This window comes from Peribacillus sp. Bi134, assembly GCF_918698065.1.
Classification (GTDB): domain Bacteria; phylum Bacillota; class Bacilli; order Bacillales; family DSM-1321; genus Peribacillus.
On sequence record NZ_CAKKLN010000004.1, the window covers coordinates 146,486 to 158,985 of the forward strand.

Genomic DNA, 12,500 nt, shown 5'->3' on the forward strand with positions numbered 1-12,500 from the left:
GTGAATGCTGAGTTGAAAATCGAACAATTAACATCAATCGAATACCACCTTAATGAACTTTCCGAACTTTTGGTGCAGGTGGTGGATGATGGCGCGTCCATTGGTTTTTTACCTCCGATGGAACGGTCTGAGGCGATTGATTATTGGAGTAGTGCCATAAATCCTGATGTGGTTCTATTAGTTGCTAAATTACAGGGTGAGATAGTAGGGAGCGTACAGTTACATTTATGTTCAAAGCAAAACGGCGGCCATCGTGCGGAAATCGCAAAATTAATGACGCATACTGGTTATAGGCGAAATGGAATAGGGCGTTCACTCATGCTAGAGGCTGAGAAGAGGGCCAAGCAGGAGGGACGGACATTATTGGTCCTGGATACAAGGGAAGGAGATCCTTCTAACTCCCTGTATACTTCATTGGGATATATTCAGGCAGGCAGGATTCCCGATTATGCGAAATCTGCAAATGGTGAATTACATCCGACCATGTTTTATTATAAAAATAAAATCGGGTAACGAATTGTAAGGGGGGAATCCAATTGCAAGCTGTAATCGAAAAAGAAGGTAATGGGATTATCGCAAGATTCGATAGCCTGCTCAATCATTCGGTTGAAAAGGTATGGGGTGCTTTAACGGAGAATGATAAGGTGGAAAAGTGGATGTCCAACCTGGAAATGAAAGACCTTCGAAAAGACGGGACCATAAAATTCAATTTCAATGATGGGTCAGGGAAATCTTTTGATATGAAGGTCAGGGACTTCCAAGAATTTTCCGTTTTAGATTTTGAATGGGGGGACGGCTGGGTTCGTTTCGAGGTATCCCCTGAAAAGGATGGATGCTCATTAGTATTGAAAGAATCCATCACGCCAGTTAATGATCATACATCAAAAGATTTGGCAGGCTGGCATATATGCCTTGATATGTTTAGTGATTTACTTGATGGTCATCATCAGGACTTCCCGATGGATGAATGGGAAAAAAGGCATAAGGAATATACGGCCGCCGTCAAACGAATTGAAGGATGAATGGAATGTGTGACATGCAGGTGGATGCATAAGGAAGCGGAAAAGTGAATTTCGGCCAAAACCGAAGTGAGGCTTCTGCAATTAAGGCAGTTTTTTATTGATATTCCAGTTGGCTCCATGTTAAGATGACTTTAACTTTTAAGAAATGGAGGTTTTCCTTGTGACATTTATCAGACTGCGTTTCCAATCTTTGAACCGTTAATTGAATACGTTCAAAGGCTCTGCATGTCCGCAGGGTAAATGGGAATGGTCTGTCTATTTTTAGGGAAACCTTCATTTTACGCTTTAGTGAAAAAAAGAGACGATTTCAACCTCTTTTTTTTGTGTCCAGCTGATGCCGCGACAACCTTTGTGATCAAAGGGTTTCGCTATTCCAGTTGACTTTAAAATAGAAGAATTATTAAGGGGAGAAATACTTTACCTATCCAAGGAGGTCATTTTGGATACGTGTAAAGTGGTGAATTCTCCATTGTATTGACCAAACCGAAGGCCAGTAGGAGATTACTTTTTATCGTGAAAATAATCATCCTCTCAGTTTCTTTAGATAGGTTCTGATCCATTTACTCTAAACACAGGCAGATAGCCTGTGTTTTTTTTAGGGCATTAAGAAAAAAATATTGAAAATAGAATGAGGTGTTTAAGAGATGAAATCATTAAATGAACAAGTAAAGGACAATTGGAAAAAGAATATCACTCTTTTTCTAGGCAGTCAGACCATATCCCTCTTTGGTTCGTCCTTAGTTCAGTATGCCATCATGTGGTATATCACGTTGAATACACAGTCGGGTGTCATGATGACGATATCCATCGTTTGTGGTTTCGTGCCTACCTTTATACTCTCCCCAATCGCGGGGGTATGGGCAGACCGCTATAATCGGAAGATGCTGATCATTCTTTCGGATTCATTGATTGCCATTTCAACGCTGATTTTGGCCATATTGTTTTTAATCGGCTACGATGAGCTTTGGCTGCTTTTCGTCATGTCCGCTGTCCGGGCGATAGGAACTGGAATCCAGACTCCTGCAGTCGGGGCCATTCTTCCGCAGCTTGTGCCAGAGGATAAGCTTACGAAGGTTAATGGGACAAATGGAAGCATTCAAGCGCTGGTGATGCTAGTTTCCCCCATGGTGAGCGGCGCGCTGCTTACGATGGCTTCAATAGAAACCATTTTCTTCATTGATGTGATTACAGCTGCAATTGCCATCTTCACTTTGCTGGCATTTTTGAAAATTCCAGCACATGCGAAGGCATTACAAAAGCAAACTACCAGCTATTTCACCGATTTGAAAGAAGGATTCAGTTATATCAGGAATCACGACTTTCTTAAGAAGTTCTTTATATTTTTCGCATTTTTCTTCGTGCTTGCCGCACCTGTAGCATTTCTTACACCGCTTCAGGTCACACGCTCTTTCGGGAATGATGTTTGGCGGTTGACTGCGATAGAGATCACTTTTGCCATCGGAATGATGCTAGGCGGGATTTTCGTGGCTTCGTGGGGAGGCTTTAAAAACAAGATCCATACGATGACACTTGCGAGCCTGATAATTGGCGCCTGTACTTTCGCTCTTGGAATCATCCCCGTTTTCTGGATTTACTTGATCATCATGGGGGTAGTCGGATTGGCGATGCCCATCTTTAATACGCCGTCCATGGTCTTGTTACAGGAGAAGGTAGAGGGTGATCTTCTTGGAAGGGTATTTGGTGTTTTAGGGATGATCTCGACATCGATGATGCCCCTGGGAATGCTAGTATTCGGACCGATATCCGACATCATTAAAATTGAGTGGCTGCTTATAGGAACTGGTTTATTGCTGTTCATTCAAGGTTTTTTCCTGCTGGGCAGCAAAGTGTTGATCGAAGCCGGAAAACCAATCTCGAAAGATGCCCCCGAGTAATGGTACACGGGACACCATGTGAGCTGAAGGACTGGAGCCAGAAGGGTATTGGATATTAGGGCAGCACTCCAGTTTTTTATTCTTATTACACCATGAAAGTCATCATTAGATTGGCTAAGGAGGAAAAGATGGATTTTTTGGGAAAGTTATTTAATTGGATGGTAGTTATCGGAATGATCCTACTTATAGGACGACTGCTTACGATGGCGTTTTTATTTCTGGAAATTCCATTTACGACCTTTTTTAAGGACTACAGTCTCATTTCGATCATCATTTTAATAATAGGTGCAATTGGTCAGCAATTCACCAAACCGGGTAAAAGATAAATTGGTTTGAGTTATCATCTTTCCTTTTCATGGGAAATGATCAGCTTCGAATCTAACAGATCGACATATTCTATTGTCGGTCTAAAGTTTTTCTGGAAAAACGGAAGGTATGAGACTCCGCGCAAAGCGAGTGCCTGGAGTGGAAAGTGAGTTCACTAAGTTCCTGACGAATTGAAAGCCAATTCCGTTGAATATGCAAAACAGCATGTCGTTGCGCATGATGATATCATTACAGGTGATGGTCCGGATGGTGCAAAAGAATTCGGAGAGAGCCTAGCTGCAGCATTACGCTAAATCTCGTTTTCTGCTAACCTTGTTATTACCCATTTGAAACCCTTGGATTCTATGTAATCCAAGGGTTTTTTGAATTTGAAAACGCAATAAGTTCTTTGTGCCTACATATTTATCCTTAATTGGCAATTGACAAGGTTTGATTAGGTATATAGTATGTTTATGTGGAAAAATAAAGTAAGTGATCGTAAATAAGGAAGGATCCATTTTGAGCATAGATTGAATCTTTGTTTTCACACAGGTAAGCGAAGCATTTTTGCAGGTCAAATAAAAAGGGGAAATTATTAATGAGAAGTTCATCGATTGAAAAGAAAGAAAAAGTGAAGAGGAGGATATCGGTCCGGATAAAATGGTTATTATTTATATGCACATCCGTTTTTCTAGCTATTGTCGTATCCGTTTCGATAATGGGGGTAAAAGTGACCTCCATTTTTAAAGAAGATAGTATATCCATCAACAAAAGCTCGGCCCAAAATGCGGCGGCACAAATCAATTTGAGCATGGCCACGTATGAGAATTCGCTAGAGCAGTTATCACAGCTAGTTTCCAATCAGATCAAGAATGGTGATTCAATCAAGGATATCCAAAAAACGATAGAGGCATTTCAAAAGAACAATGAAGATTTAATTTCTGTTTATTATATGGATGGATCGGATGGTTCCTTGTATGCTTCGCCCCAAATGGATTTCAATCAGGATGCAAGGGAGACCAAGACATATACGCAGCTGACCGAAAGGCCAGAAACGAAATGGATGGATGTGTATAAGGATGGAGTTTCAGGGATGATCATGACTTCCGTTGTAACGCCCGTTTTATCGGACGGGAAAATGGCAGGAGCCCTGGGCTATGACATCGACCTTTCGACAATCGGGAAAATGAGGACAACCATCGAAAAAGAGTCCACTAGCAATCTGGTTATATTGGATTCACAAGGTTTTATTGTGAGTTCATTCATGCAGGGGATGGACGGGAAGAATATGAATCCTGAAAAAAGCGGGATGGAAGTAGGTGTGGAGGATTTCATGGCGGATACTGACCGATTCAATTCAGAGTTCAAGTGGGTGGCCGACATGTATAATGGCAACGTCAAGGCGAATCAGGCCTTGACGTTGGAAGGTGAAGATTATACAGGTGAATTGAGTACGGTCCCTGAAGTGAACTGGAAGGTTTTGGCGCTCAATCCAGATAAAATACTGCAATCAAAGCTGGATGACATTAATAGAATCGTAGTGATATCAGGTATTTTAGGTCTTCTATTCGGGACGGCATGTGCTCTTTATCTAGCAGGAAAGTTAACGAAGATCATGGCCGACTTCCAAAAAATCATAGAAAAGACAGCTAATGGGGATTTAGTGTCCGAATTTGCCATTAAATCCAATGATGAGATTGGGGACTTAAGCAAAAGCTATAACTCGATGTTGGGGAAATTAAGAGGATTGGTTGCCAAGGTAAACGGCAATGCGGAATCGGTGACAAAGGCCAATGCCGGCTTAAGCCAAATAGCTGCTGAGAATAGTGCGGCCATTACAGATGTTTCACGCGCGATAGAAGAGATTGCAGCGGGAGCATCGAATCAATCTGAACAAGTGGAGCATGGTGCGGGCACGATCCAGGTTCTTAGTGGCGAAATCGATGGGTTATCAAAAAAATCGAGGGAGACCCAAACCGTATTGGAGCTTGCATCTGAAAAAATAGAGTCAGGGAAACAACAGGTAAGTGGCTTGGAAACGTCGTACCATAAATTAGAAATGGCTTTTGCTGCAGTCAACAGCATGAGCTTAAGACTTGTGGAAAAATCAAAAACCATTTCCGATGTCACGAATGCCATCTCGAAAATATCGGAACAAACCAATTTGTTATCTTTGAATGCATCCATAGAAGCGGCAAGGGCAGGTGAGTCCGGCAAAGGGTTTGCTGTCGTGGCGAATGAAGTAAGGAGCTTGGCTGATGATTCAAAAGAAGCTACAAAAAACATTCAAGCCATCATCCAAAGCATTCTGTCAGATACAGAGGAATTGCTGAGGACGACCAATGAAACGAATCAAATCAGCAAGGATCAGAAAAATGCCGTGATCACGGTAAGTGAAGCCATGAAAGAGCTGGAGGATTCCGTTGAGGAGATTTCTAATTCGATCCAGGAAGAAACACGATCCATTGAAAGCATCAATCAACAGAAAGAAACGGTTATTAAAGTAATAGAAGAAATCACCGCCGTATCTCAGCAAACGACAGCTTCATCAGAGGAAATTGCATCATCGATGGAGGAACAAGCAGCTTCATCCAATGAACTAGCTCAATATACACAGCAGCTATCACAGTTAATAAATGATTTGGAGCATACGCTCGGGGAATTTCAGATAAAGGATTAGAGGAACGGACAACATAAGTGTTTCGAAAAGGGGAGGCCACTAAGTGGTCTCCCCTTTGTTGTATTGCCATTGACCCTGATTTCTGTGAACTGGGCATCTCTCTTTAGTGGACAAAATCACTAGAAGTACAAAAGTACAATTTAGAAGGACTGGTCAAGTATCCATGCTTTTTTTACAAAGGGGAATAATATATAGGAATCGGACAAGTAGGGTCCAATGGCTCAAGGCCCAAAAAGGGGAGAACAACATGCATTTCGAAATAGGAATGACTATTTTTGTGTTCGTCATGACAATGATAGTTATATTGTGGAGGCCAGGAGGTATCAATGAAGCATGGCCAGCTTCAATCGGTGCAGTGATAATTTTACTGAATGGCACAGTATCCCAAGGCGATATTTTGGATATCATCAATAAAATCGGGGGCGCATCGATCACCATCATGGCAACGATTGTCATGGCAGTCATCTTGGAAAGTTTCGGATTTTTTCACTGGGCGGCTGCGAGACTTGCGATCCTTGCCAAAGGATCGGGGTATCGTCTGTATTGGTACATTCAATTATTGTGCTTTTTAATGACCTTGTTATTCAATAACGACGGCAGCATCATGATTACGACCCCCATCTTGATCTTGCTTTTGAAAAATCTCAGATTAAAGCCGCATGAAGCCATCCCGTATCTTTTGAGTGGAGCATTGATTGCAACAGCTTCAAGTGCGCCTATTGGTGTGAGTAATATTGTTAATTTAATCGCTTTGAAAATTGTGCACATGACGCTTTATATGCATACTGCCATGATGTTTGTACCTGCAACTTTGGGGTTGGTCTTCATGTCATGGTTGATGTTCGTAGTGGTCAAGAAAAAATTGCCCAAGAAACTGCCAAAAATTTCTTATGACATTGAGGAAAGTTTCTTCACTAAGAATTTCCACCCCCTAAAGGGGAAAGTGACGGTTGAAACAAAAAGGCAACGCACAAAATTCATGTTGAAAGTATTGCTCTATGTGTTCGTGGTGCGCTGTTTACTCTTTGTAGCTTCTTATTTTTCCATTCCAATCGAGTGGGTTGCTGTACTTGGCTCTTTATCTTTACTGATCTGGAGGTGGTACCATTTACGGACAAACCCTGTCGATATCTTAAAAAAGACCCCATGGCACATCCTGATATTCGCATTCTCCATGTATGTGATCATTTATGGTCTACATAATGTAGGCCTTACAGACATGCTCGTACAGATATGCGAACCGATTGTAAATCAAGGGTTACTGAGTGCGAGCTTTGTCATGGGAGGATTGGTTTCGATTCTATCAAACATCTTCAATAATCATCCAGCATTAATGATAGGTACCATTACCTTAACCGAAATGGGACTGGATCCGGTCACATTAAAAACTATCTATCTAGCTAATATAATCGGTAGTGACATGGGATCATTGTTATTGCCCATCGGTACTCTTGCCTCACTTATCTGGATGCACATCCTGAAACAAAACAAAGTGAAAATTAAGTGGAAAGATTATTTAAGTGTAACCCTGATAGTCATACCAATAACGACAGTGGTGACACTGCTCTTATTATTTTATTGGGTGCAAATGATTTTTAGCTGAATAACCCCCTAGGAGGAGATAGTAATGAGTGATGCGTTTGCATTACTGGGTAAACAGATTGATGTCCAAATCTCAGGAAAAAAAACTTTCAAAGGAATTCTAACTGATCTGAGCACTGATATTCTAGTGTTGTTCAATGGACAGCAGTTTTTGTATTTTCCTATGCTGCACGTCCATAAATTCAATCTGAGTACAGAGATTGATAATGAGATCAAAAATCCTATGGAGTCCCCCATAATGGAAGACATGGCGTCGATTTCCTATCGTAAAACACTAATGAACGCAAAAGGGGTTTTTTCAGAAATCCATGTTGCTGGACACATTCCTTTACACGGCTATATAACCAATGTTTTCAATGATTACTTTGCATTCTACTCGCCTGTATATAAAATGATGTATGTCTCGCTGCATCACCTTAAATGGCTTACCCCGTACAATCAAAGTGCCACACCCTATACACTCAGTAAAGAGAGTTTTCCCGTCAACCCTTCAGATGTGCCAATGCTGCGTTCTTTGGAAGACCAATTAAAGAAAAATGCAGGAAAGCTAGTAGTATTTGATGGGGGAGAGGACCCGATGAAAATCGGTATGCTTAAAAAGGCGGAAAACAACTTGGTTGAATTAACGACAGCCAGTGGAGAACATGTGTTTTTGAAGCTTTCACATATTAAAACGGTGTACATGCCATAGATTCTTAGAAACGAGGGGAAGGCCATTAAGCTTTCCCCTTATTTTCTTCTGCTAGATGATGGGTGATACCAATGGATTCGGGTTCCTGATCCTTTTTTAGAGTTGCCAAGCTATATGTGTAGTTCATCACGTTACAGCAAGGTCTGTTTATGCCAAACCTCAAATGCGTTGCCCCTCCTAAACTATGTTGCATATCTTCACTCCTATATCGTTAGTACGACTTTATCATCACTGGCCTCAGCTAACTTTACCCATTCTGTCCAAAAAAATAAAATCTTCTAGTAATTTTCCGATTCCAACCATGAACATTTCTCCATGACCTGGGTAGCTATAGGGAAAGTCACACTGTGACGGTAAAAGAGCATAATATAGGAATAATGGTTTGTTTTTAAAGTGGTTTTATTGAATCGGATTGATGATAATTTGTGAAAATAGGCTAAATGTTTTATTCTGTTCGCCGATAATATGGAAGTGTTGAGAGTTAAGGCTCATTTTTTTGGGTGGATGATAGGATAAAAGATTCGTGTGATGGAGTTTACTTGAACATCGTATATTTAAAAATATTTCAGCTATAAAGGAAGGTTAAAATGTTTAACGGAAAATTAAGCGGTATGATACTTACATTGGTATTCATGATCAATTTCACTTTTTTACCTGGCTTAATGGCCGAGGCAGCAGAGCCTGTGCATACTGTAACCTCTGGCGAAACGGTTGAATCGATTGCCAAGACATATGAGATATCGGCTGAACAATTAATGAAAACGAATGGTTTACCGGATGATAAGTTATTTGCGGGCCAAAGGTTGACAATCATTCACACGGCGTATACTCCTTCCATCTTTCAATGGTCGGAGAGAGGAAAAAAAATTGCAAACTATGCGAAATCCTTTATAGGGTTTAAAAAGACAGCTGGAGAGGAGACGCCTGAAAAAGGATTTGATTCGAGCGGATTGATTCATTGGGTGCTTTCCCGGCAAAATGTGCCGGTCGACCGTTTGACAGTAGATGGCTTTTATAAGCAAGGGATGGATACAGCCACTCCGAAAACGGGGGATATTATATTCTTTCTGGAAAAAGACAGCTTAAAAGTCGTGACTGCGGGTATTTATGTCGGCAAAAACCAATTTATCAATTCTGGATATGGTGCGGAAACGGTGCAGGTGAGATCCACTACAGAAGATTACTTTGCAAAATACCAAGTGGCGTACAAAACATATACGCCTAAAGGAGAGCATATCGTCCAAACGGGAGAAACGCTTAAAAGTATATCGGAGAATTACAGCATTTCCATGAGTACGATCAAAAGTCGTAACGCTTTAAGTATGGATGAATTGATGCAAGGGCAGTATCTTCAACTATACAGCAACCCGTTGTATCCGTTTTATGTAAACCAGGAGGCTGCATATGATAAAGCATATGATGTCATCAAGTATGCATACACTCTACGCGGATTCAACTATGTTTTCGGTGGGGAAGATCCGATGATCGGAATGGATTGCAGCGGATTCATTTATTGGGTCATGAAGGAAAAGGGCCTTTCAGTAAAACGGGGTTCTGCAGCGGATTACTTCTCATTACTGTCCAAAATCGAAAATCCAAAGGCAGGGGATTTAGTGTTTTTTAGGGACACAGGAACAAGGCTGGGTGTGACCCACGTAGGTATTTATCTAGGTGATGGCCGTTTTCTCCATACAACGGAAAACACGGGCGTTCATATCTCCAATCTTTCGTCAGTTTATTTTGCCGAGAAATTCGAAAGCTTCGGCCAAGTTGAAAGCCTTATGGACTAAGAAGATCATTCAATCTGTTTATATTCAAGAGTCGCTTTTTCAATGGCAGTAACGAACCGTTTAAAAAGATCACAGTGATTGACCCTGTTTTTACTGGTAAAGTCATCACCTTTGAAAAAGCTTTTTCTAAGCTTAGTGGAAAGTTCCAATTGCACGCCTGCACCCGTTTTGGATATGTTGGTGATGTTGTTTCCTTTCATCCCTGAAAGGTGCTGCGGTGCATGAGCAGTTTGGAATCCAGCTTTGTTGAGGCATTGCTGTATCAGGTTCTTAAAGGGTTCGTTCCTTCCGCCAAAGTAAATCAGCGCATTATGTACGTCGTAGTGGCCATGGATGGAAAGGGTGGTTTGTGCGTTCGCTGCCATTGAAACGCCGATCGGTTCATTGAACAAGCGGGATGTTATATGGAGGACCTGGTTGCCCCTTGGTTTAAGACCTTCGAATAGATAGGTGCTTGCACAAAGTCTCTCTCCAAGTGCGGCTGCAATCTCGCTAGTTCCTGGTTCGATGTTCCCGCCATGTATGGCTAGAACTGCAATATCAGGATTCCTGTGATGAACGATGATACGGTAATCGAGGTCTTCTTGTTCATTTTGCTCTAGTTCAATAAAATCAGTATAGTTATTTTCCTTCATGGTTATCCTCCGTATATCTTTCACTCGTTGACGGCAAAAATAAAAAAAGCGGGGATGCCCCGGCTTTTTTCATTTTTCGACAGTCGTATATTGTTCTATCTTTTTTTGCTCGTCGGGTGTTAAAGTTTCTGTCCGTTTAAACGTATTCATGGTCACAAGCAGGGCCGCTATTATAAAAACGGGTATGACCCAGCTTGTTATTTTTTTTACGATATTCATATTCTACGTCCCCTTATACATCGCTAAAATTCATATGATATTTAGAAAAGGAGGAGCTGGATTGCTCGTTTATTGCTGAGCTTTCCAGCTTCCATTTCTTCTTTTATCCCCTGCTCCGGATAATTGTCCATTTTTCTCGTTTTTAACAAGTACTTGAACACCGCCATAATACATGGGGGAAATCTTCTGAATGACTTCATATCCTGAATCTTCCAATTCTGATATTGTTTCATCCGAAAGCCTGGATTCTGTATAAATCTTCTTTCCATCAAAGACGAACCGATTACGGTCGACGATATCCTGAAATGGGCCTTCATTCTCTGTGTAAGAATAAAGAACCTGCATCAATACTTGCGGAATCCTATCACCGCCTGGTGAGCCGATCCCAATCGATTCCTGCCCTGGTTTCTTGAGAATGGTCGGAGCGGTGAAAGTTCTTGACCGTTTATATGCCTCTTGAGAATTCAAGCCGGACCGGAAATTTTTCAATTGATCGTTAAGGAAAAATCCATTCGTATAATCCCCAGATCCGAAAAAGTTACTGAGCGTATTTGTTGTTGAAACGACAGTGCCATACTTGTCCATTATCACAAAGTGTGTCGTACTTTCATGTTCTTCTGAACCATTCGATTCTTTATCGTCCCATTTTTCACTTTTGATCTTATTTTTAAGATTATCCAAATGAATGGGGGAGAGCAATTTTTCCGCTTTAGAATGACTTATTCCATCTCCAACATGGGCGGACCGATCTTGATAAGCAGTATCCGTGATGCCCCCCAAGACTTTCATATAAGCTGATTTGCTTGAAGTATCACCTAGGTTCATTTCCTCGGCGAGCTTTAACATTTCAAGAACTGTAATTCCTGAAAAGGGCGGAGGGGCGGTAAAAACATCATAACCGGCAAATGCTCCTTGGACCGGCTTACGTTCCTTCACCTCATAGCGTTTTAAATCCATCAAGTCGATATCTGATTCTCTTTTAATATCCCGTGCAATTTCCCCTTTATAAAAACCATCAGGACCTTCCTTTTGAATCTGCTTCAATGTTTCAGCAAGTCTTTCTTGGACGAGAGTTTTGCCTGGTTCAATGGCATCACCATCAGGATAAAAAAGAGAAGTCGCATCGGAAGATATCCTTGGCTGAGCTGCTTCTAAGCGTGATGATAACGATTTGTCGACTTCAAATCCGTCTTCAGCCAGATCTATCGCCGGCTGAAGTAGATCCTCCATCGGTACGCTCCCATACTTATCACTTATAACCTGCATGCCGGCCACTAAGCCTGGAATCCCTGTATCGTGTCTTGAACTTTGGTCTTCCGGAGAAGATTCACGATAATCGATAAAATTGGGATCGCCGGATTCCGGGGCAATGAGCATACCGCCGCCGCCACCCACGCCAGATCCATAAGGTTCAACTACACCTAATACATAGGATACCGCAATGGCGGCATCCGCCGCCGTTCCACCATTTTTTAATATATCCATCCCTACATCTATTGCGATTGGGTTTGAAGAACTGACCCCATATGATTGTTCCGTTTTACTCTCTATCGGATCATTCGTGTCAGAAATAGGGGGTGTCTTCGAACATCCAGCAATATATATGAGTATGCTAATTGGAATGAGCACTTTTCTCGTCATACGGTTAATCATCGATTAT

Annotated in this window: 12 protein-coding genes and 1 pseudogene; 9 read left to right on the forward strand and 4 right to left on the reverse strand. The window is 41.5% G+C overall.

Annotation, left to right across the window (positions count from 1 at the left end):
• From LQ188_RS09310 to LQ188_RS09345, 8 genes and pseudogenes are all read left to right on the forward strand, one after another.
• Complete coding sequence (locus LQ188_RS09310; protein WP_101223070.1) at positions 1-513, forward strand: GNAT family N-acetyltransferase; 513 nt, start codon at positions 1-3, stop codon at positions 511-513.
• 23 nt (positions 514-536) lie between these two features.
• Positions 537-1,022, forward strand: a complete 486-nt coding sequence (locus LQ188_RS09315) for an SRPBCC family protein (protein WP_230176676.1) — start codon at positions 537-539, stop codon at positions 1,020-1,022.
• A 644-nt stretch (positions 1,023-1,666) separates the two neighbouring features.
• Positions 1,667-2,917, forward strand: coding sequence for an MFS transporter (locus tag LQ188_RS09320; protein WP_230176677.1), 1,251 nt, complete (start codon positions 1,667-1,669; stop codon positions 2,915-2,917).
• Between the two features lie 128 nt (positions 2,918-3,045).
• Positions 3,046-3,243, forward strand: a complete 198-nt coding sequence (locus LQ188_RS09325) for a hypothetical protein (protein ID WP_101223067.1) — start codon at positions 3,046-3,048, stop codon at positions 3,241-3,243.
• A 165-nt stretch (positions 3,244-3,408) separates the two neighbouring features.
• Positions 3,409-3,537, forward strand: a pseudogene (locus LQ188_RS09330) (DJ-1 family protein); the annotation flags it as partial.
• Positions 3,538-3,821: 284 nt separating this feature from the next.
• Positions 3,822-5,903 (forward strand): methyl-accepting chemotaxis protein, encoded by a 2,082-nt coding sequence (locus tag LQ188_RS09335; protein WP_101223065.1) that lies wholly within the window; start codon positions 3,822-3,824, stop codon positions 5,901-5,903.
• A gap of 247 nt (positions 5,904-6,150) precedes the next feature.
• Complete coding sequence (locus tag LQ188_RS09340; protein ID WP_101223064.1) at positions 6,151-7,506, forward strand: arsenic transporter; 1,356 nt, start codon at positions 6,151-6,153, stop codon at positions 7,504-7,506.
• A 24-nt stretch (positions 7,507-7,530) separates the two neighbouring features.
• Positions 7,531-8,196 (forward strand): DUF2642 domain-containing protein, encoded by a 666-nt coding sequence (locus LQ188_RS09345; RefSeq protein ID WP_101223063.1) that lies wholly within the window; start codon positions 7,531-7,533, stop codon positions 8,194-8,196.
• 25 nt (positions 8,197-8,221) lie between these two features.
• Here LQ188_RS09345 and LQ188_RS09350 read toward each other — a convergent pair whose 3' ends face one another.
• Complete coding sequence (locus LQ188_RS09350; protein ID WP_157831027.1) at positions 8,222-8,389, reverse strand: hypothetical protein; 168 nt, start codon at positions 8,387-8,389, stop codon at positions 8,222-8,224.
• A gap of 394 nt (positions 8,390-8,783) precedes the next feature.
• On the opposite strand from LQ188_RS09350, the gene LQ188_RS09355 reads away from it, so the two are divergent.
• Entirely contained in the window at positions 8,784-9,986 is a 1,203-nt protein-coding gene (locus LQ188_RS09355) for a C40 family peptidase (protein WP_101223062.1), read from the forward strand.
• Positions 9,987-9,991: 5 nt separating this feature from the next.
• Here LQ188_RS09355 and LQ188_RS09360 read toward each other — a convergent pair whose 3' ends face one another.
• From LQ188_RS09360 to LQ188_RS09370, 3 genes are all read right to left on the reverse strand, one after another.
• Positions 9,992-10,621: a poly-gamma-glutamate hydrolase family protein gene (locus LQ188_RS09360; protein ID WP_101223061.1), complete on the reverse strand. Its 630-nt coding sequence runs from the start codon at positions 10,619-10,621 to the stop codon at positions 9,992-9,994.
• Positions 10,622-10,690: 69 nt separating this feature from the next.
• Positions 10,691-10,840, reverse strand: coding sequence for a CapE family protein (locus LQ188_RS09365; RefSeq protein WP_157831026.1), 150 nt, complete (start codon positions 10,838-10,840; stop codon positions 10,691-10,693).
• Between the two features lie 69 nt (positions 10,841-10,909).
• Positions 10,910-12,493 carry a gamma-glutamyltransferase gene (locus tag LQ188_RS09370; protein WP_202190581.1) on the reverse strand — a complete coding sequence of 528 codons (1,584 nt, stop codon included), beginning with the start codon at positions 12,491-12,493 and terminating at the stop codon, positions 10,910-10,912.
• Positions 12,494-12,500: the final 7 nt, after the last annotated feature.